We start from the raw sequence: 20,714 nt of genomic DNA, 5'->3' as shown, positions 1-20,714 counted from the left end.
TAATGTCCGCTGAGTTCTGAGTACATCGCAGCAGCCCCTACTCCGACATGAGATGTTTGCAAGATCCCGCTCTAGTGCTGCATGCCTTCGTTTTCTTCAAGCGTTGCATGAAACTGTAAGTTTTCCAATTGAAGAGTCGTATGGCTGATATGGAATACCTCGCTCATCAGCCGAGTCACCTCAGCCAATATATCTTGCTCAGTTCGGGAGCTACGCAGGATTACAAGGTGAGCACTCATGACATTCTTGCCGCTGGTCAGGGCCCAGATATGCAGGTCATGGATATCCTCAACGCCTTCAACCGCCCTGATGCACGCTTCCACTTCAGCGATATCGATGCCATCCGGAACCCCTTGCAACAGGATGTTCATGCTTTCTTTGAGCAAAACCCAGGTTCTGGGAAGCACCCACAGGCCGATAGCTGCGGCAACGATCGAGTCAACCCAAGTGAATCCGGTAAAACGAATGATCAATGCCGCCCCTATTACGCCCATGGAGCCCAACATGTCGCTCCATACTTCTAGGTACGCGCCTTTTACGTTAAGACTTTCGGCACTGGCAGACATTAGCAACCGCATTGAAACAAGGTTCACAACTAGTCCGATCACTGCGACGATCAGCATCCCTGTCGATTGGATTTCTGTCGGGGCTTTAAACCGCTGATAAGCTTCATACAAGATGTACACCGCCACCATAAACAACAAAATCGCGTTAAAAGCAGCTGCGAGGATCTCAAATCGTGCATAGCCGAATGTCCGTTTTTTATCCGCAGCGCGTTTGGCAATTTGAATAGCTATCAATGAAATAGCCAAGGCAGTGGAATCAGTTAGCATGTGAGCCGCATCGGATAACAACGCCAAGCTGCCTGTCACGAAAGCCCCAATGACCTCCGCGATCATGAAGCTTGTCGTTAACGCCAGAGCGATCCACAATTTTTTCTCGTGTCCTGCACGAGCTTGACCGTGACTATGACCAGCGCTCATATGACTCTCCATGCGGGTGAAAGGATGCGGCAACTACTCAAAAGATCGTCAACGGGTCAATCTTCCTCAAGAAGAGATTTCGGTTTTGGAGAGAGGCAACTGAAAAGCACTTATTTGGACGCGACCTGTGCTCCCCCAAGGCACCCACACTCTAGAAAATAGCAGTACTGCGAATACGCGTATTATTTGTACCCAAACTTCCCGGAATCAGATGTTAGTAGACCGATAGGTCTTTGTCGCGCCAATTTTTCATCTCGGCTTCTGCTTGATTTCTCAGTTGGCTAGCCATTTCATCCATGATTGAGTTCAGATCAACACTATGAATTCAAATATAGGCGGATCGATAGCTCGTCGTCCGCGTCTATTTTCTAAACGTAATGTTGGCTTAATTCCTTGTCGGCTTCATTACCTATATGTCGGAGCTTGGCGACAGGGTGTTAATGACATGAGTCGATTTGTAACGACCATTTGAAGCGACTACACTCCAGCGAATGAAACGCTACGTGCAGTTTTGCATCATCTTCGTGATTAGCTTGGCGCTTCCCCTCAGCGGGATGGCGGGAGTTCAGGCATCGATAGAACCGTGCCCCATGAAGACGATGGGCATGACGATAATGGACGACATGGGCATGGACTGCTGCAACGATATGAAAACCCTGTCCGAGCACGGAAAGCCATGTAAACCGGGACAGGAATGCAAGGCAGGCGGCATATTGCAAGTCTCGACTTTCAAGCCTTCAGTAGCCGTGTTTAGCCCCGTAGTACTTTCCTTCTTTAGTGATTCCTTGCCTGCACAAACCCCGTCCAGGGTGTGGCGACCGCCCCGCGTTTGATTCCTGTCCCATATTGAGCCTCATTCCGCATTGGCGGGATGCAAGAGCTGAGCGCATGTCTTTTGATGCGTGCAGTGGATGATCACAGGAATCCTAAACATGAACTCAAAGTGCTATTGCATAGGCTGGTCCCTCGTGGCCGGTCTGGCGGTAAGCGTTCTGGCATTGCCGAGCTTGGCGGGTGGATTGACGCTTGATGAAGCGTTGCGGCTGGCCGAAAACAATGCACCGTCGCTGACCGCACAAGACGCCAAAATTCAGGCTGCCAGCAGCGCAGCCATTCCAGCGGGGGAGTTGCCTGACCCCAAACTGCTGCTGGGTGTGCAGAACTATCCTGTTGGCGGCCCGGATCGCTGGAGCATCGACCAAGACTTCATGACAATGCAAATGGTTGGAGTCAGGCAAGAAATGCCCAACAGCGACAAGCGCAAGGCGCGCATTGAGGTCGCCGATGCGGCCGTTGAACGCGCCGCGGCGCAGCGGCGGGTCGAACGTCTGAACGTACGCCAATCCACGGCGTTGGCCTGGATCAGTAGCTACTCGGTTGAGCGCAAAGATGCACTGTTCCAGGACTTCTACAAAGAGAACCGCCTGCTGAGCAATACCGTCCTGGCTCAGATTGCCGGTGGCCGGGCTCAACCCGCCGATGCGGTAACACCCAAGCAAGAAGCGGCTCGACTAGCGGAGCAACAGGACGATCTGATTCAGCAGCGAAGGCAGGCCCGAGCTGCCCTCAAGCGTTGGATTGGCCCCGCTGCCAACGACGAGCTTGTGGGCCGCTTGCCTGAATGGTCCGTCGATACCTCCGGTTACTCCCATAACCTGCAGCACCATCCCGAGCTGGCAGCGTTTGCCCCGATGACCCGAGAAGCGCAAGCCAAGGTTCGTGAAGCCGTGTCGGAGAAACAGTCAGACTGGAGCTGGGAGCTGGATTACCAGCACCGTGGCCGAGCGTTTGGGGATATGGTCAGTGTGCAGCTTTCCTGGGATCTGCCGCTGTTTCCTGGCTCTCGCCAAAATCCCAAAATCGCAGCCAAGCAGGCTGAACTCAGCCAGCTTGAGGCCGAGCGTGAAGCCCTGTCACGCGAGCACACTCAGGAACTGGAAAACCAACTGGCTGACTATGAGCGTCTGAATCGTGCGGTGCACCGAAACCAGGACAGTCTGTTGCCTCTGGCCAAGGAAAAGGTCGAACTCAGCATGGCCAGTTATCGTGCCGGAAAAGGCGATTTAAATGCCGTTGTTGCGGCCCGGCGTGAGCTCATCGAAGCGCGTCTCAAACAGATTGAGGTGGAAGAGCAGCGGGCGCTGACCAGTGCGCGCCTGTACTTTGCCTATGGGGAGCCCAGCCAGTGATCCTTAAAAAGTGGAATGGGGCATTGTTGGTAGGCATCTCGCTGACATTGGGTGTTGCCGGTGGTTACTGGTTCGCTCAGCAGCGGATGAACGGAGTATCCAGTACTGCCCAGGAGAGGGGTGTCAGCCCGTCGGGTGAACGCAAGGCTCTGTATTGGTACGACCCCATGTACCCGCAGCAAAAGTTTGATAACCCCGGAAAGTCCCCCTTTATGGACATGCAGTTGGTGCCTCAATACGCCAGCAGCGAAGGGGATCGTGCGGTCGTCAGTATCGATCCAAGCCTGACCCAGAACCTCGGTTTGCGTTTTGCGACGGTCACCCGGGGAGTCTTTGATTCCAGCCTAGATGTGGCAGGTGTCTTGGCGTTCAACGAGCGTGATGTCGCGGTGATTCAGGCCCGTACCGCCGGCTTTGTGGAGCGGGTCTATGCCCTTGCTCCAGGGGATGTGCTCAAAGCCAATGCCGCCCTGGCGGATATTCTGGTGCCGGAATGGGCCGCGGCTCAGACAGAGTTTCTGGCCCTGAGGCGTAACGGGGATGCCGATCTGTTGGTTGCGGCCCGTCAGCGCCTGCGACTCACAGGGATGCCCGCAGCACTGATTACTCAGGTTGAACGTAGCGGTAAGGTTCAACCGTATCTGACCCTGACCAGTCCCATCGCCGGTGTGCTGCAAGAGCTGAACGTACGCGCGGGCATGACCGTGGCGACGGGCGAGACTCTGGCACGGGTCAATGGCTTGAGCAGTATATGGCTAGCCGTGGCTGTTCCAGAATCCGATGCCGGGGCCATCACTGTGGGGCAGGCGGTCGAAGCGCGTCTGCCAGCCTTCCCGGGGACAACGTTCAGAGGCAAGGTCAGCGCGATTTTGCCCGAGACCAATCCGGACAGCCGCACTCTTCGGGTGCGGGTGGAACTACCCAACCCGGACGAGCACCTCAGGCCCGGTTTGACGGCGCAGGTGCGCCTGAGTCATTCGACCGGGGAAAGTGTGTTGTGGGTGCCGAGTGAAGCAGTCATTCGCACTGGCCGACGCGCCCTGGTGATGCTCGCTGAAGACGCCGGTCGCTATCGCCCGGTGGAGGTGCAACTCGGGCAGGAAAGCGATGGCAAGACGGCGATTGTGAAAGGTCTGACAGAAGGACAGAAAGTGGTTACGTCTGGCCAGTTCCTGCTCGACTCGGAAGCCAGTCTTAAAGGCATTGTTGCCAGCGCTGAGGAAGATTCACCACTCGGCGCAACAGCCTCCAGTTTTCATGAGGCCGATGGGCAGATTGTTGAGATCAACGACAAAGACGTGACGCTCGCCCATGGTCCTTTCAAGACGCTGGGCATGCCCGGCATGACGATGACTTTTCCTCTCGCCAGTCCGGCGCTGATGCAGGGCCTCAAGGCGGGGGACAAGGTTCGGATCGCGGTGAGCCAAACTGACGATGGTTTGCGTGTCGAGCGCCTGGACAAATCGGGGAGCCAGCCATGATTGCTGCACTGATTCGTTGGTCGGTGGCCAACCGGTTTCTGGTGCTACTGGCTACGCTGTTCGTCACTGCTTGGGGCATCTGGTCGGTACAGAGCACACCGATCGATGCGTTGCCGGATCTCTCAGATGTGCAAGTGATCATCCGCACCCCTTATCCGGGACAAGCGCCGCAGATTGTCGAGAACCAGGTGACCTATCCGCTGGCCACCACCATGCTCTCAGTGCCGGGAGCCAAGACGGTACGTGGTTATTCCTTCTTCGGTGACAGCTTCGTTTACGTGCTGTTCGAAGACGGCACGGACTTGTACTGGGCCCGCTCGCGAGTGCTGGAGTACCTGAGTCAGATACAAAACCGATTGCCGGCCAGTGCAAAACCTGCGTTGGGGCCGGATGCAACGGGAGTGGGCTGGATCTATCAGTACGCACTGGTGGATCGCACGGGTGGGCACGACTTGGCACAGCTGCGCGCACTTCAGGACTGGTTCCTCAAGTTCGAACTCAAGACCCTGCCCAATGTTGCTGAAGTGGCTACGGTGGGAGGCATGGTCAAGCAGTACCAGGTGCAGCTTGACCCGCTCAAGTTGGCCAGTCTGGGCATCACACAGGCGGAGGTGACCGAGGCTATCGGCAAGGCCAACCAGGAGACGGGCGGCGCCGTGATGGAGATGGCCGAGACTGAGTACATGGTGCGAGCTTCCGGCTACCTGAAGACGCTCAATGACTTTCGGGCCATCCCGCTAAAACTGGGGGCGGCCGGAGTGCCGGTCACCCTTGGCGATGTCGCCACCATCCAATTGGGCCCGGAAATGCGACGTGGCATCACCGAACTCGACGGCGAAGGCGAGACCGTTGGTGGTGTGGTGATTTTGCGCAACGGCAAGAACGCCCGCGAGACCATTGCGGCGGTCAAGACCAAACTCGACGAACTGAAATCCAGTTTGCCGGCCGGCGTTGAAATCGTCACCACCTACGACCGCAGCAAGCTGATCGATCGCGCGGTGGAAAATCTCAGCCACAAGCTCATCGAAGAGTTCATCGTCGTCGCGCTGGTCTGCGGGATCTTCCTCTGGCACTTGCGCTCATCCCTAGTGGCGATCATTTCGCTGCCGGTGGGCGTGTTGATTGCCTTCATCGTCATGCGCTACCAAGGCATCAACGCCAACATCATGTCCTTGGGCGGGATTGCCATCGCCATCGGCGCTATGGTCGATGCCGCCGTGGTGATGATCGAGAACGCCCACAAGAAGATAGAGGCTTGGCACGCTGCCAACCCTGGGGAGGAACTGAACGGCGAGCGTCATTGGCACGTGATGACCGAAGCGGCTGCGGAGGTAGGCCCGGCACTGTTCTTCTGCTTGTTGATCATCACCCTGTCGTTCATTCCGGTATTTACCCTTGAGGCCCAGGAAGGGCGGCTGTTCGGCCCGTTGGCTTTCACCAAGACCTACGCCATGGCGGCAGCGGCGGGACTGTCAGTGACGTTGGTGCCAGTGCTGATGGGTTACTGGATTCGAGGTCGAATTCCCAATGAACAACAGAACCCGTTGAACCGGTGGTTGATTCGACTCTATCAGCCAGCCCTGGATGCGGTACTGCGTCGTCCCAAGATCACGCTAGTGGTGGCGCTCTTGGTATTTTGCAGTGCACTATGGCCAATGTCTCGCCTGGGGGGCGAGTTTCTTCCACCGCTGGACGAAGGCGATCTGCTCTACATGCCTTCTGCTCTTCCGGGGTTGTCGGCACACAAAGCCGCGCAGCTGCTGCAGCAGACCGACCGCCTGATCAAGACCGTGCCTGAAGTCGAACACGTTTTCGGTAAAGCAGGGCGTGCCGAAACCGCAACCGATCCTGCCCCTCTGGAGATGTTTGAAACCACCATTCAGTTCAAACCACGCGAGCAATGGCGCCAAGGTATGACACCTGAAAAACTGGTGGAAGAATTGGATCGAGTGGTGCGAGTTCCGGGGCTGACCAATATCTGGATACCGCCGATTCGCAACCGTATCGACATGCTGGCTACGGGGATCAAGAGCCCCATCGGTGTGAAGGTTGCCGGCACCAATCTGATGGAAATTGATACGGTCACTCAGACGGTCGAGCGCGTGGCCAAGGGGGTACCTGGTGTCAGCTCGGCTCTGGCGGAGCGACTGACCGGTGGCCGGTATATCGATGTGGATATAGACCGCAAGGCCGCCGCCCGCTACGGCCTGAATATCGCCGATGTGCAATCCATCGTGGCCGGTGCTATCGGTGGAGAGAACGTTGGGGAGACCATTGAGGGGTTGGCACGGTTTCCAATCAACGTGCGTTACCCACGGGAGTGGCGTGACTCGCTCGGTGCTTTGGAGCAATTACCTATCTACACCCCGTTAGGCAGCCAGATCACCCTGGGTACTGTGGCGAAGATTAAGGTCAGCGACGGCCCGCCGATGCTCAAGAGCGAAAATGCTCGGCCTTCGGGCTGGGTTTATATCGACGTGCGGGGCCGGGACATTGCCTCAGTCGTCGCCGATCTGCGCCGGGTCGTCAGTGAACAGGTCAAGTTGCAGCCAGGTATGAGCCTGAGCTACTCGGGGCAGTTCGAATTTCTCGAAAGGGCCAACGCCCGACTAAAACTAGTTGTGCCTGCCACGTTGTTGATCATTTTCGTGCTGCTCTACATGACTTTCGCCCGCTTCGATGAGGCCTTTTTGGTCATGGCCACTCTGCCATTCGCCCTCACGGGCGGGGCATGGTTCCTCTATCTATTGGGGTACAACCTGTCGGTCGCAACCGGGGTCGGCTTTATCGCGCTGGCCGGAATTTCGGCCGAATTCGGTGTGATCATGCTGCTCTACCTCAAGAACGCTTGGGTCGAACGTGTAGACCTCGGCGACAACACGGAAGTTGGGCTGGTGGCGGCGATCCGTGAAGGAGCTGTACAGCGCGTTCGCCCCAAGGCCATGACCGTGTCCGTCATCATTGCCGGCCTGTTGCCCATTCTGTTGGGCAGCGGAACCGGTAGTGAAGTGATGAGTCGCATCGCCGCGCCAATGGTCGGCGGGATGGTCACTGCTCCCTTGCTTTCCCTGTTTGTCATACCGGCAGCCTACAGCTTAATGCGCCGTCGGAACCTCTCGGGTTGTACCCACTAAGCCTTAAGGAAAAAACCTTATGAAACTGCCCCTGATAATGCCCCTATTTTTGATACTCGCCTGAAATAGAGATCAAGCTACTAGGGCCAACTTCTGTTAGGGGGGGAATGCCTCCGAGGGCCATGTTCGATCGCTCGTGATTGTATGTCCAAATCCAAACTGGCGATCTGTACTCCAGCACTCGACCGGGGCTCGAAAGAAGAGTTCTAAAACTCGTGAGTCTTGCATCACATTTGCCTCGTTAACATCTGAGGTTGAGCCATGAGATCAAGCTATTGCGGAACAGCGCAATCCCTGCGCCTGTTGGTGGGCGCCTGTGAGCGGTTTCTGTGGGAATACGATGCTCCCTCACGCTACCATCGTTCACAAACAGACAAGACTGTTCATGAGCGTTGGCGCTCTGGAGAATTATGCACATTTCCAAAATGACTTTGGTGAACTACCGAAACTTCAGCAACACAACGCTAAAGTTTCAGCGGGGCGTCAACACCATCATCGGCGAAAATGGCTCAGGTAAGTCCAATATCCTGCGCGCAATCCGTCTACTATTGGATGACACCATGGTGCGTGCAGCCTATCGACTGGAGGAGTCCGACTTCTGCCGATCGCTCGGTGAATGGCGAGGTCACTGGATCATTATCAGTGTTGAGTTTGAACAGATCAGCGCCGACGAAGCCGTTCAGGCGCTATTTCTTCACGGCACCGCTGCGCTAGAAGACGGACCGCTAGCGAAGGCAACCTATAACCTCATCTTCCGTCCGAAAAAGGAGATCCGGCTCAAGCTGGCTGCTCTAGATATTTTTGATGATGAGGTGCTCGCGGAAATACGCAGTACCATCACGATCGATGACTACGAAACTGTGTTCACGGGAAGAAGCAGCGCCGACTTCAGCGACCCTTCCGTCTACCAGTCGATTGTGGGTAATTTCGAAACGTGTACTTTCAGTGCTGAAACTGAATTCCCTCAGATCGGGGCTAAAGTACCTGGATTCCTCTCGGTTACGAAAGAAGTGTCACTGACCTTCATACAAGCCCTCCGGGACGTCGTTGCCGAGTTTCACAACAACCGAACGAACCCGTTGTTTGCGCTACTCAAGAGTAAGAGTGGGGAGATAGATCCAGTGTCGATGCTTCCTATAACCCAAATGGTCAGAGACCTGAATGCCTCTATCGAAGGACTCGAAGATGTGCAGTCGGTTCGTAACCACATTCGCGAAACGATCAAAGATGCGGCCGGAGAAACCTACTCGCCTGCTTCGCTTTCGATTAAATCTGACCTACCAGATGAGGCAGAAAAATTATTTCAGTCCCTGCGCCTTTTTGTAGGCGAGGCCGATGATGGGTATGAGGGTGGTATTCACGAGCTGAGCTTGGGCGGAGCAAACCTCATCTACCTGACGCTGAAGCTTCTTGAGTTCAAGTATCAGCGTGAGAAGCTTGCCATTGCCAACTTTCTACTGATCGAGGAGCCCGAAGCGCACATTCACACCCATATCCAGAAGACTCTGTTCGACCGTATTTCCTACAGCGATGCCCAGATTATCTACACAACGCATTCGACCCACATCTCCGAAGTGAGCAATGTCACTAACGTCAACATTCTGGGGCGGCAAGGCTCATATTGCGAGGCTTACCAACCCGCTACGGGGCTTGAGCCATCAGAGGTGAGAAGCATCCAGAGATATCTGGATGCTGTCCGCAGTAATTTGCTCTTCGCTAAAAGCGTACTACTCGTTGAAGGCGATGCGGAGGAGATACTGATCCCGATATTGGTGAAAAAGGTGCTTGGGCTGAGCGTTGATGAGTTGGGTATTAGTGTCATCAACATACGCAGCACGGGGTTCAAAAACGTCGCAGTCCTTTTTCACGACCTCCGAATCCGCAAGCGCTGTGCGATAGTTACTGACCTTGATACCACCTTCTTTGATGTGACGCCGCAGCCCACTGATCATGAGTTTCTGGCAAGCAAGAAACGCAAGGCGATAGGTTCCCAAAAAGCTGGCGTCGAACGCAAGGTTGGTCTCGATGCCTTTGTCGCTGGAAACCCTTGGATCTCGGCCTTCTATGCACCACACACCTTTGAAGTTGACCTCGTATCAGCGGGCAACGAAGAGGCGTTCGCTCGAGCAGCGAGCAAGGTCTATATAGCGCCGCACACTATCAAAGAGGCGGTGGAAGCCCTTCGATCGGGTCAACCTCACCTAGTAGGTTTTCGTGCGCTGTTGATGGCTGAGTATGAGGGGAAAGGCTGGTTTGCAATCATGCTCGCCGAAGAGCTGGACCATCAGGTAGCGATCCCTCCCTACATCTTGCAGGCCCTTCAATTCGCGCATGGGCACATGTCCCCTCTGCTGCTCGCCAGAATCCTACAGTATCGAGTTGCCCGCCAAATCCATGCCGATCCTTCAGCACAGCCACGACTAACACTCCTGAGGGGTGAGGTTGAGCGTTTCCAACGCGGCGAAATCGATCTGGTTTTCCTAAAAGCTGCTGTCGCCCTCGCGCTACCAGGCGATGCCATTAATTCGTTCATGGTTGGCATTGCCTGATGTTCGCCTGGGATTCCCGTGAATTGAACGCCGAGCAGTCTGCCGCAATCGAGGAGCCTTCGAGCGTATTCCTCATCGCATGCCCTGGGAGCGGAAAAACGCGGACGTTGACCTATAAGATCGCTTATGAGCTTTCGCGGGCCACGGACAAGCGGATTGTCGTGGCGATTACTTATACGCACCGCGCAGCAGATGAAATTCAGGAGCGCATTGAAGGTCTCGGTGTTGACACGTCAAAGCTGTGGATCGGGACCATTCACTCATTTTGCCTCGAGTGGATCATTAAGCCATATGGCATCTACCTTCCAGAGCTTTCCCGCGGCTATCGAGTCCTAGACAGACACGACCGCGAACTCATGCTCGATAGGCTATGCGCGCCCTACCCAAAGATCACGCACTGGGATTGCGATTATTACTTCAGCAAAACGGGCTATCACCTAGGATGCAAAGATGCTTGGAAGCATGAAACGCTACATAAAATTCTTGGTGAGTATTTTCGCGAGCTCGGCGAAGCGCGTCAGATCGATTTCGAGCTGATCCTTTGGTATGCGCAGGTCCTGATGAGTGATCAAAAGCATATTGCATCAATTCTCGCTTCGGTCTTCTCATATGTTCTGGTAGACGAGTATCAGGACACGAAACAAATTCAATATGGCCTTCTTACCGCTATTTTGCGTGCCGGAGCGGGGCGAACGAAGACCTTCATCGTAGGCGATCCAAACCAAGCTATCTACGGCTCGCTTGGTGGCTACGCAGTTCCGGTGGCTGATTTTCGTGCCGAAGCTGGAATCCCGATAAGAGAAATGGCGCTTACCCGGAATTACCGTTCGAGTAATAGGATCATTTCCCACTTCTCGAATTTCAGCGTTTATCCGACATCAATCGAGAGCGCGGGATCGGATGCGTCGTTTCCAAGCAAGGTTTCGTACAACCAGCACGTAACACTCACCAATTTGCATGACGAGCTAGTACGACTGATCCAAGCAAGCCTTGCTGCCGGGCATCCTCCTGAGGAGATCTGCGTGCTCGCCCCATGGTGGATTTTATTGGCATCGACGACGCGGCATCTAGTAAGGATGCTTCCGGATCAGCAGTTTGACGGCCCTGGTCTAGTCCCCTTTAGTAACGATATAGACAACTTCTGGTTCAAGGTTTCGAAAATCATCCTGACTGAGTCATCGCCGAAGATGCTTGTTCGTCGCATGCGATGGGCCAGAGATGTGATCAGCGACCTGGGTGATTTGGGCGTTGATACATCGCGCCTGACACAGCGGCTCCTATTGAGGGAATGCAACTCAATTTCAATCTCCGAAATGGATGGGATTGCCTACCTTGACCAAGCCTTCACCGCGCTGCTTGAACGACTCGGGGTAGCCCTTCATAGCTTCCCCGCATTAATGGAGCACCGCGATGCGTTCTTTCGCAGCTCACTATCTCGGATCGACAGGCTCCAAAAGGACGGGGCCCCGTACATCAACGATATCTCTTTCTTCAGGAAGGTATTTCGCGAGCGGACTGGTATCACCGTTTCGACGATCCACGGGGTAAAAGGTGCCGAGTACGATGTGGTCATCGCGTTCGGCCTTCTTCAGGGGATGGTGCCTCATTTCACCGAGGCAGCAAGCCTGGATGCCGCGAACAAGCTCCTCTACGTCGTAGGTTCCCGTGCCCGCAAGAATCTACATTTGATTTCTGAGAGCGGACGCCCCCAAGGGCACTATGGGCACTATGCGGCTACAGAGGCACTGTTCACATGTGTCTTTGACTACGACGCAGCCGAGTAGAATCCAGCCTAGGGGGGAGGCCCATCGAAAATACGCCTCGCCCCGGCACATTGCTGTGCCAAAAGACTAGATTGGTAAGGCATGGTGGCCCCTTGCGTTAGCAAACTCGAAGCAGTTGTGTCCGGTAATGCTGAGAGAAGTTGAGCTCGTAGGTTCGGCCAACATCGTAGCTATAGATCTCATCCGGCAACTGTTGGCTTTCGCGCTCAAAGCACTCGCCTTGGAACGGCGTCACAGGGTGACAGTTGTACTGGTCAGCCGAGTTCTCAACTGGGCTAGCGGCGACCTCCTCTGAGACACCCTGAAGATAGTTCAGCACCGCGACGTCGCGGGGAAGATCGTCTGCAACCCGCTCAGAAAACTGCTGCAGCGAAGGCTCGGCCAAGACGTACAGCCAGGCCTCTGTGTCATTACTAGCGGAACGACGCAGAATCCGGCCCAAGACCTGTCTGTAATAAAGCTCAGTCCTGATCCTGCTTAGGTGACAGCACACTTGAAGCCTCGGAATGTCAGTACCCTCACTAATCATTCCAACAGCCACAATCCACGGCCGATTGCTGTGCCTGAAATCGTTGATCACTCGCTGAGCATTTGGGGTTTTATTTGTGACTACATCGCAGCTCTCACCTTCAAGTCGGAGCATCGCTGCGACTTGGTGAGCGTGTTCGATATTTGTTGCCACCACAAGCCCGCCAGCGTCCGGTTTCACGTTACGAATTTCCTTGAGCTTCCGGCACCCTAATAGCAAAAGCTGTCTCAGGACATCTTCGTGGAACAGCAGGCTTTCATAGGTAACTGGCGAGTCTGTAAGCAAGCTAGCGATGTTGGGGAAAACAGTAACCGTATTATCACTCTCAATGGCCTCTGTGAGTCTGACCATTGTATTGTCCAAAATAACTATTCGCGGTGATCGGCATACCTCGTCCGAGATCGCCTCTTCAAGACCGTAACGGTAGTCACAAATAAGGTTGCCTTCTGGAGTCGAGTAGCGCGCCAGGACTATCGCCTTTTGGTCGGACCTCCAAGGCGTGCCAGAAAGCGCTAGCGTGTACGCAGCCCTGTCCTGGACGCGCTGAATTATACGCTGCCCCCAAGCATTGCTTAAGAGTGCATCGTGGCCAGCGCAATGATGAATTTCGTCAAACACAGCGAACACACGATAATCATCGAACAGCTTCCAAAAGGTCTCATCCCGGTATTCCATCCCTTGGTAGGTGCACACAGCGCCGACGGCGCCAATCAGCCCATCGAGTCGTCTCGACAGCACATCAGAAAAAGTACGCCGGAAGCCTTCAACCACTTGGCGTGATGGAGCAAAACACAAAACCAGGTCAATTCTGCCCTGATCCAGCAGCGCTTTTGCAAGTTCAGCCGCCATCCTGGTCTTACCGGCCCCGGGAGTGGCCTGACAGAAAAAATGGGGCGTCTCAAGGTATTGAGCCAACGCCGTGTTTTTGCATTGATCCTGCCATGTGCGAAGTCCCATGCTCATACCGCGGTCACAGCCTTGAGTGTCGTCTCTAGCGCGCGGAGATGACCCAACAGGCGGGAGCAGCGGTCTCGAACCTCGTAATAAGCGTTTTCAAGAAGCCCTTTCAAATGGGGGATTTCCTCAAAGAGCTGCTTGTAACGTTCTGTTTCTCCCATTGAGGAAAGAAGGTCTAGGCGAGTCTCCTTCAGCATTTCCTCTAAGCGGCTATGGGCTACCGCCGGATCAGCGATTGGCAAAATTGGATCTGATGGATCAATTGTATTGTCACTTGCGTGATGCCCCCCCACAACTGGGTCTGAGATGTCTGCACATCGGAAGCGAGATGCAACCAGCATGAGGTCTATGCCAGGAGGCTTGCTTAAGACTTGATAGACTTGGCCACGCTTACGAAGCATAGGCGCCTTGGCCACCCATCCGGCACGCACCAGCCGCCGGATCTGCTCATACACGTAGATCCGAACTGCAGCGAGTTTCGGGCTTCCTTCCATAGTCAGCACGTAGGCATCCCGGAGCTGCCGGATCGTGAAACTTTGATGGTGTTCATGGCAGAGGAGGTCATACAGCTGCCTGTCAAACTCGAATGAATCATGTTTCATGCAGGGAACCAAGCTTTCGCAGACAAAATACGGATTATAGTCCGTGGCTGATTCGTCCGTAAACGCCCGATAGTCCTGCCTCGAGTGAATTGAGGCAGCTATGAGCGATTTGGCGAAGGCGTTAGGGAAAAAAGTGAGGGAAGCAAGGAAGGCAAAAGGCATATCCCAAGATGGGCTTGCACTTGTATGCAAAGTTGATCGCAGCTATATGGGCCGGATTGAGCGGGGCGAGGCAAACATTACGGTAGAGAAGCTCTATCAGATTGCGGAGAGTCTAGGGTGTGATCCCAGATGCTTGTTACCTGACAGCCGATAACATGGGACCGGCACACCTCTTAGATACGCCATCGAGCAAATCTGGCAATCTATCCCAGGTGGAAATCGCTGAAATTTTGAACTACCATAATAGATAAAGATGAGGATACAACGGCGATTAATCACGACATCGATCATTTATCCTTACTACTCTATTATCAGATACCTAGTAAAAATGGCCAGAGGCTAAGAAAAGCGCGTTACTAATCTCAACCCCAGCCAACTTGAACATCAGCGATTGGTAGTACCTCTTTTAGGACCTCCCAGCGCCACGATTCGGCCGGACTTGGATTGCTCTAATACCCTCATACGCTCCCAAAGTTTAAGATTTTGAGCCAGAGCCCGATCACGCTGATACGAGGTTTCAATAAGCTGCTGCTCAAGATTCTGTACCTTTTTTTTCAATGACTGCAGCGTACTCTCACTTGATGACGTTTTAGTTTTAGACGCACTCATGCGTAAAGCATCAATTCTCGCCAGTAGCGGAAGATGAGCGGCGCGTGAGCGCTTAAGATATCCTCTATCATACCCCGCCTCTTCGCTAACTATACTTGCCGTAAGCTTACTTAAAGACAACCCTACAAATCTGGATTTTACGGGTTGCGCCGCAATCAATCGATCCAACGCCTCAAAACAAAGTAATAAACCGCTTTGGGGTTCTTTACTCATACTAGTTCTACCCCAACCCGCTCAGTGGTCTTTAGACGCAAAAAGTCGGATAGTCTTTCAATTTCTTTCTCTACTATCTGCCGCTCGCCAGAAGCCTGTGGATACATCAACAATTCGGAACGACTATCCGATATCACGACTTCAATCCTTTCTAACTTTATCACCGCACTCTCGCACGTTAGGCAACTCAAAAAATCGCCGAGCAAAAAAGAATTGCAGCGACCAAACTTAGTGCATCCACCCAAGAGCGTCTCGCGAAAGCTTATGTCACCGTTCTTGACTCTGCGCTGAGTATCCGCTCGAAGTTCCTCTACACTAATTTCACCACTGAGAACTCTTCCACGCTGCTTTTCCACATAAGTTCCGACTCCGCCAAACTGAGGGGCATCAGAATGCAGAAGGTCTGCGATTAATTGATTAGCAACTGACATTGGTATAGCCATCTGATAATCATATGCAATGTGGTTTTTCGGCAAGACAAACTCTCCTCTACCTTGATCATAGTACCCGAACATCGTGCGCAACTTATTAAACCCGTTAGCGTAATATCGGGCCATTGCTAAAGACAAATGTTTAAACTGAGATCTGAGCGTTGGAAGAGAGACGAAGCCGCTACTACTGCCATAAAACGCTAGCGAGCGTCTATATTGATGTCCAGTCAGCGGCCATGGCTGACCAACTTGGTAAGCAGGTTCATTCCAAAAGTCACGAGACTGATCGGTTAATGAGAGCTCAGCTAAATCCTCAGCGGTAATAAGCATCGAAGATAAGCCAGCAAGCTGGGTCTTTTCTGATACAAAGTTAGCAACTGCTACTTTTTTCGCCCCTCTTATAAATCCGATCACCGAAGGACTAAGAAACAGTGGGCATTCATCACCAACGTCTATTCCATATAAGGTCGCCAACCCTCTGCAAATGGCCTGTGCGCCTTCCACAGCCCTTGTGACTTCCTTGGGGGCAAGCCACCTTCCTTCCATTTTATATCCAGAATACTTGGTCGTCGTAGACAGTACGCTCACGCATTGCCCAAGATCGGTACTGATACGCTTCGGGTCTTGAAACGGAGTACGATACGATACCTCACTTATACAATTATATGACATGCGCATGACTTCCTGCTCCCGCATGCCGGTATACAACTGGATTACAGTTTTCATAACATACTGAAGTTTCAAAATGATTCTTTGAAATACCAACCGAGATTGACACTCAAATTCCCCCTTGAACAAATCGTGCAAACCATGCTCCTTGATAGCCATGTGCAAATCTGGACGATAGTGTCTTTTCCCACCTAAGCCCCTTGATTTCTGTGTACCTCTCCCAATGCCGTAATGTTCATCGGAGAATTTACAAATCAATGTATCGAGCTCTTTAATATTCGGATAAATCTGATCGAGCAAAGCGCCGGTAACGTTTATAATCTGAAGGTAAAATCTTGTGGGAATAACGGGGTGTTGTTTATTCTTCGGCCGGACGATTTTAAGAGCTTGAGGATTAACAACTTCATAACCCAGATGCCGCGCCCCGACACCTATCATTTGACTTAGAAATGCAGATGTAACTTTGTGATAGGACGGGTTCAATTCGCGCAAGAATGCAGCAAGATAAACTGGAATAGTAAACAACTCGCCCAGTGTGATAATCCCTACCATGGGTTTAGCGCGCTGAGCATAGCAAAACCGCAGCGCTCCCCGCAGCACATGCACCCAATACAAACCAAGAGTAGTAGCGCTCAAAGCCCCGGTCCGTCCACCTCCGCCGTAATAAATCAATGAGTACATTATATATTTCGCCTCATCTATTAAGCGCAATTCGTGTTCGCCTTCGCCCTTGAAAACCTTGGCAAAATTTACCTTACATATATGAACCGCCGACAGCCTGTACGGATTAAAATCCCAAATATTATTTCCATACACGGCGGTGGCCAGGCCGTCACCATCTCGACATAAAACAAAACAATTACTTGGTGCCTTACCGCTTGCGCATGCAACATCAGGCTTGTTCTTCATATCCAAGCCTTTGGCTGCGTATAATATGCCCGAGGATGAAAACTTCTTATTCAAAAAACAACTCCTAGCCTTTCAAAGCGACTCAAGCGCGTTTCCCAAAAAGGGGTTAATACACCATAGACATGCACAGTAGTTCTTACTTTTTCAACAATCTTCGCAACCGAATCGCCGCGTTCCGCAAGAGCGTTAAGGATATAATCAATCCTTGCAGACAAATCCGAGTATAGTAATTCAGCATGCTCCATATCTGGCGCAGAACGACGTACAGCATTTACTACGTACTGCAAACTCATCAATTTATTTATGTCAGTCTCATCTGAGTGACACACATAGTGAACACAAAACAAGCATCCGTGCTGGGTTTGGCAGTCCGGTAGTATGGAAATACTCGACGCAAATTGAGGTGCTGGCGAAGCAGCGCCGAATTGTTCGCATTGGCCGCTGGCGATAGGTATCAGCTGATCCGCCTTCTCGGATTGTTCTTTAATTGATGCAGCAGCCGTTTGAACAGCCTCCCAGTATTTGGAAAGCTCTGACTTTTGATGCTCGAGGGTACCTCCAGAATACCGACCTAGGTTCATAGTCTCTGTATGATTCAGAGAATTCGCTACTGTAGATACGGAAAACCCCCCCATATGCTGGGTGACGCTCTTATGTCTTCGCATCTCCCTCACTGTAAGGATTGGAATACTAGGATCTATAAACCCCGCATGAAGGGTACGATAGAACGTCTGTAGCGCATCGCTAGTTGGAAAATCCCTCAAAGCGTCAAGCTCTTTGTAGGATGGATTACGCAGTTCAGAGACCGTAAAAAAAAGCTTATCGTAGCTCCGACCGTCTAGCAACCACTCCCGCAATTTGAGATAGTCCTGGAGAATAGACAGCCCATTTTTTCTACCAACATTATAATTTGTAACTTTCCCACCTGCCCTAAACTTCACCGCCGACAATTCTTTTTTTAACGGCGATTTATTAACTTGCAGGGCATCCGCGTATAAAAACTGAGAAAATTCCGTAGGGGTAGCCCCGGTAATTAAGAGCAGAAGGCACGCATACGCCTTGACTGCCAAGGATGCAATGCGAAGACGCTGCCGAGATCGTTCATCGCGGTTATTTCTGCTCAAGGTTTTTTGAGCATCCATTATGCCGTGCTTAAGGATCCTGTCTTTTACTTCAATGTTTTTCTCAAGCAATTTAGCCTTATATTCATCGAGCGTAGCGATACGCCGCTCCGCGGCATTATAAACGTCTATAGGAGGTCTATACGGGCTCGAAACGCCTACTACAGAGTGAAAAACAACCACTTCATAATCGCGAATATTTACCACGCATGGGAAAGGTCGTTTGTTCAACACGAACTCACTGCATTGTCGAGCCAGAGCGAGACATACATCTCTATAAAAGTGGATATGATCGTCACTAGGAGCAACAGGTTGTGTCACTCCCGAAATTTTTGTGACTCCCGATACGACATGTCGGTAGGTCTGGGGAAATGCTGCTTTAATAACGGAACAAGCACCTTCTTGGTAATGTGCAGCAGTACGCGGCTTAAGCCCACCAGTATGAAGCCTATGTATAAGGTGAGCCGTGTATCCAACATACGCTCTTTGCGCTTCCTCCTCGCTTTCGAACAGCCTCACAAAGCCTTCTCTATTCAGCCATCGAATGAATAGCCGTATGCGTACGAAGTTTTGGAGCACGCTTTCTTCACGAAGAGTAAACAAGCTCTGTATGATTGCAAGAATGAGTTCCCGGCGAGATTCAACAAAAGATGAAAGAACAACATACTCGCCACGATCCTCGTGCACATTCAAATCTGCCCGAGTATCAGCATACGCAAAACTTCCAAAATCTAAGCCTTTTTTCTTGACCGACCTTGTCAATCTAACTAGAAGCCTCTCAGGCTCAGAAAAATCTTCCAGAAACGCTGACGGTGGGATGTGAATTAAGTCTGCACGCTGCACGTAATCCTCATGCATTGGACAGGCCTCCGCCTGATATTTCGTACGCACCTTCAAACAACCTATACTCCCAAAACTCCTGTACGAGCACTTTCTCATGCGTCATTGTAAAGAGCTTTAAGTAGTTCTCCGTAGTCTCTCTTGCCTCATGATGCATTCTGGATTGTATGAAATCGATGATATCCCCCGACGGCAACAACTCTTTAGATACGAGAGCTTTCAGCCTTTGATATAAAATATAGGCGTATGTTGCTCTCAGCCAGTGGCAGGTAAAATCGCAAGGAAAGTTTTTAATATCAAGACGTCTTATTTTGCGTCGAATCGTATCTGCGACCTGCCCGGACTGAGGCGATTTCACTAGGGTATACCGGGGATCATCCTTAGCCATGTAATAGCTATTACCCTGATCAGATAAAAATACGTACATTTCATCGCCTGTCATTTGCACCTGTGGAAATTCTTTTGCCAACTTTGCTTGAAATTTTTTCTGTCGGGCAAGCATCAACGGGCTAGCAATTAACCTGCATAATTCTTCGGCGAGCGGCCTAGGAAAATAGAGGTCTTGCAGCTTGTTATTTTTCGTGTCGATTCCGGTTCCTGGCCCGGCAAAAAGTTTATAAGTATTATCTTTTTGCAGAAATTCAGGGCGAAATCTTTTCAGGTGCCGAAGCCGCAATGTCAAAACTGTTTGTTTTCTTGCCCCAGTAAGAAGAGAAACATGCACAATAAGCCGCTCTACAGCAGACCAAACTTCACCATCACTCAGAGATAGCATCAAGACCTGAAGTTCAGAATTATGCAGAGGCCGCAAATCCTCGCCATCCTCTCTTATGTATCCAATTTGCGGCATCGCCCTGCGTGGCACCTTTTTTGTCTGCCCTCTTTTCCTTACCTCGAATGACTTGGTACCTGTTGACGTCTCCACCATCATTTTGACGTACTTGACCGTATCAACCTTATTCATATCTAATGGATGCCAGTTCTCGCTGACATATTGATAAAAACCGTATACCGCCCCGGTATATTGATTGATTACAGAATTACTTCTCTTACCTTCCGTTATCAGCCTATGAAAGTAACGGGTAGTTGGGTGCATGGACATCCTAGTACCCGAGAAGTCGAGCCATTCTTGTTCATTGTCTTCGCAAAACCTCAAATAATCTAACAACTTACTTGCTAGCTTTCTTATCCCATCGGTGCGGCTAACCCTAACTGGGCTATCACGAATCACACTCAGCACGTATGAGTTTGCCTCATGCCAAGGGTCTCCGTTGGCATGAAACAAAAATGGAAGGTGGTATAGCTCTGAATTTCCCGGTTCGCAGATCGAGTTGAACTCATAAACGACAAGTGATTGGTCTGCGGTCAGAGGCTCCGCGCGGGCGCCAGCGGCTTCAAGCGTTGACACGTTTGAAAAGGGATCGGAAATACGCGCAATCGTGGTCAGGCGACTTCGATGAGAGGGGTTGCTGTATGGCATAGCTCACCTGTGGATGTTGGAAAATCCACCTTAGCGAGTACGCGTTTTCGATTCACCTCAACTCAGTGCAGT

Annotated in this window: 14 protein-coding genes and 1 pseudogene; 7 read left to right on the top strand and 8 right to left on the bottom strand. The window is 52.0% G+C overall.

The features are described from left to right. Positions 1-71: 71 nt before the first annotated feature. Complete coding sequence (locus VSQ83_RS02615; protein ID WP_010655496.1) at positions 72-983, bottom strand: cation diffusion facilitator family transporter; 912 nt, start codon at positions 981-983, stop codon at positions 72-74. A gap of 66 nt (positions 984-1,049) precedes the next feature. Then, positions 1,050-1,178, bottom strand: a pseudogene (locus tag VSQ83_RS02610) (hypothetical protein); the annotation flags it as partial. A gap of 296 nt (positions 1,179-1,474) precedes the next feature. Between VSQ83_RS02610 and VSQ83_RS02605 the strand changes: the two are divergent. From VSQ83_RS02605 to VSQ83_RS02580, 6 genes are all read left to right on the top strand, one after another. Beyond that, the gene (locus tag VSQ83_RS02605; RefSeq protein ID WP_029612175.1) at positions 1,475-1,816 is read left to right on the top strand and encodes a hypothetical protein; all 342 of its coding nucleotides are present in this window, start codon (positions 1,475-1,477) and stop codon (positions 1,814-1,816) included. Positions 1,817-1,915: 99 nt separating this feature from the next. Beyond that, the gene (locus VSQ83_RS02600) at positions 1,916-3,172 is read left to right on the top strand and encodes a TolC family protein (RefSeq protein WP_010655494.1); all 1,257 of its coding nucleotides are present in this window, start codon (positions 1,916-1,918) and stop codon (positions 3,170-3,172) included. Continuing rightward, positions 3,169-4,653: an efflux RND transporter periplasmic adaptor subunit gene (locus VSQ83_RS02595; RefSeq protein ID WP_010655493.1), complete on the top strand. Its 1,485-nt coding sequence runs from the start codon at positions 3,169-3,171 to the stop codon at positions 4,651-4,653. Before VSQ83_RS02600 ends, VSQ83_RS02595 begins: the two co-directional genes overlap by 4 nt. After that, complete coding sequence (locus VSQ83_RS02590; protein ID WP_326425203.1) at positions 4,650-7,787, top strand: efflux RND transporter permease subunit; 3,138 nt, start codon at positions 4,650-4,652, stop codon at positions 7,785-7,787. Before VSQ83_RS02595 ends, VSQ83_RS02590 begins: the two co-directional genes overlap by 4 nt. A gap of 410 nt (positions 7,788-8,197) precedes the next feature. Next, positions 8,198-10,336: an ATP-dependent nuclease gene (locus VSQ83_RS02585; RefSeq protein WP_326425200.1), complete on the top strand. Its 2,139-nt coding sequence runs from the start codon at positions 8,198-8,200 to the stop codon at positions 10,334-10,336. Further along, the gene (locus VSQ83_RS02580) at positions 10,336-12,120 is read left to right on the top strand and encodes a UvrD-helicase domain-containing protein (protein WP_010655490.1); all 1,785 of its coding nucleotides are present in this window, start codon (positions 10,336-10,338) and stop codon (positions 12,118-12,120) included. Before VSQ83_RS02585 ends, VSQ83_RS02580 begins: the two co-directional genes overlap by 1 nt. A gap of 97 nt (positions 12,121-12,217) precedes the next feature. On the opposite strand, the gene VSQ83_RS02575 is transcribed toward VSQ83_RS02580, so the two are convergent. Both VSQ83_RS02575 and VSQ83_RS02570 read right to left on the bottom strand, forming a co-directional pair. Next, positions 12,218-13,612: a DEAD/DEAH box helicase gene (locus VSQ83_RS02575; RefSeq protein ID WP_010655489.1), complete on the bottom strand. Its 1,395-nt coding sequence runs from the start codon at positions 13,610-13,612 to the stop codon at positions 12,218-12,220. After that, positions 13,609-14,208 carry a hypothetical protein gene (locus VSQ83_RS02570; RefSeq protein WP_029612172.1) on the bottom strand — a complete coding sequence of 200 codons (600 nt, stop codon included), beginning with the start codon at positions 14,206-14,208 and terminating at the stop codon, positions 13,609-13,611. The genes VSQ83_RS02575 and VSQ83_RS02570 overlap by 4 nt, the downstream gene beginning before the upstream one ends. Positions 14,209-14,308: 100 nt before the next feature. Between VSQ83_RS02570 and VSQ83_RS02565 the strand changes: the two genes are divergently transcribed. Next, positions 14,309-14,524, top strand: a complete 216-nt coding sequence (locus tag VSQ83_RS02565; RefSeq protein WP_010655487.1) for a helix-turn-helix domain-containing protein — start codon at positions 14,309-14,311, stop codon at positions 14,522-14,524. A gap of 230 nt (positions 14,525-14,754) precedes the next feature. Here the strand turns inward: VSQ83_RS02565 and VSQ83_RS02560 are convergent, their stop codons facing one another. The 4 genes from VSQ83_RS02560 to VSQ83_RS02545 are packed head-to-tail and all read right to left on the bottom strand — an operon-like array spanning position 14,755 to position 20,642. Further along, entirely contained in the window at positions 14,755-15,192 is a 438-nt protein-coding gene (locus tag VSQ83_RS02560) for a hypothetical protein (RefSeq protein WP_010655486.1), read from the bottom strand. Then, positions 15,189-17,255 carry an integrase gene (locus VSQ83_RS02555; protein WP_326425195.1) on the bottom strand — a complete coding sequence of 689 codons (2,067 nt, stop codon included), beginning with the start codon at positions 17,253-17,255 and terminating at the stop codon, positions 15,189-15,191. The genes VSQ83_RS02560 and VSQ83_RS02555 overlap by 4 nt, the downstream gene beginning before the upstream one ends. Then, positions 17,252-19,180, bottom strand: a complete 1,929-nt coding sequence (locus VSQ83_RS02550) for a hypothetical protein (RefSeq protein ID WP_010655484.1) — start codon at positions 19,178-19,180, stop codon at positions 17,252-17,254. The genes VSQ83_RS02555 and VSQ83_RS02550 overlap by 4 nt, the downstream gene beginning before the upstream one ends. Next, positions 19,173-20,642 (bottom strand): site-specific integrase, encoded by a 1,470-nt coding sequence (locus tag VSQ83_RS02545; protein WP_019824165.1) that lies wholly within the window; start codon positions 20,640-20,642, stop codon positions 19,173-19,175. Before VSQ83_RS02545 ends, VSQ83_RS02550 begins: the two co-directional genes overlap by 8 nt. Positions 20,643-20,714: the final 72 nt, after the last annotated feature.

The sequence above is a fragment of the Pseudomonas sp. DSV-1 genome (assembly GCF_035830915.1).
GTDB lineage: Bacteria > Pseudomonadota > Gammaproteobacteria > Pseudomonadales > Pseudomonadaceae > Aquipseudomonas.
The sequence above is the reverse complement of the archived record's forward strand: the minus strand, read 5'-3'. Positions and strand labels throughout refer to the sequence as shown.

What these genes read in the sequence shown, in the direction of transcription:
- VSQ83_RS02615 (WP_010655496.1), bottom strand. Translation starts at nt 983, where the DNA reads ATGAGCGCTGGTCATAGTCACGGTCAAGCTCGTGCAGGACACGAGAAA.
- VSQ83_RS02605 (WP_029612175.1), top strand. Translation starts at nt 1,475, where the DNA reads ATGAAACGCTACGTGCAGTTTTGCATCATCTTCGTGATTAGCTTGGCG.
- VSQ83_RS02600 (WP_010655494.1), top strand. Translation starts at nt 1,916, where the DNA reads ATGAACTCAAAGTGCTATTGCATAGGCTGGTCCCTCGTGGCCGGTCTG.
- VSQ83_RS02590 (WP_326425203.1), top strand. Translation starts at nt 4,650, where the DNA reads ATGATTGCTGCACTGATTCGTTGGTCGGTGGCCAACCGGTTTCTGGTG.
- VSQ83_RS02585 (WP_326425200.1), top strand. Translation starts at nt 8,198, where the DNA reads ATGCACATTTCCAAAATGACTTTGGTGAACTACCGAAACTTCAGCAAC.
- VSQ83_RS02580 (WP_010655490.1), top strand. Translation starts at nt 10,336, where the DNA reads ATGTTCGCCTGGGATTCCCGTGAATTGAACGCCGAGCAGTCTGCCGCA.
- VSQ83_RS02575 (WP_010655489.1), bottom strand. Translation starts at nt 13,612, where the DNA reads ATGAGCATGGGACTTCGCACATGGCAGGATCAATGCAAAAACACGGCG.
- VSQ83_RS02570 (WP_029612172.1), bottom strand. Translation starts at nt 14,208, where the DNA reads ATGAAACATGATTCATTCGAGTTTGACAGGCAGCTGTATGACCTCCTC.
- VSQ83_RS02565 (WP_010655487.1), top strand. Translation starts at nt 14,309, where the DNA reads ATGAGCGATTTGGCGAAGGCGTTAGGGAAAAAAGTGAGGGAAGCAAGG.
- VSQ83_RS02560 (WP_010655486.1), bottom strand. Translation starts at nt 15,192, where the DNA reads ATGAGTAAAGAACCCCAAAGCGGTTTATTACTTTGTTTTGAGGCGTTG.
- VSQ83_RS02550 (WP_010655484.1), bottom strand. Translation starts at nt 19,180, where the DNA reads ATGCATGAGGATTACGTGCAGCGTGCAGACTTAATTCACATCCCACCG.
- VSQ83_RS02545 (WP_019824165.1), bottom strand. Translation starts at nt 20,642, where the DNA reads ATGCCATACAGCAACCCCTCTCATCGAAGTCGCCTGACCACGATTGCG.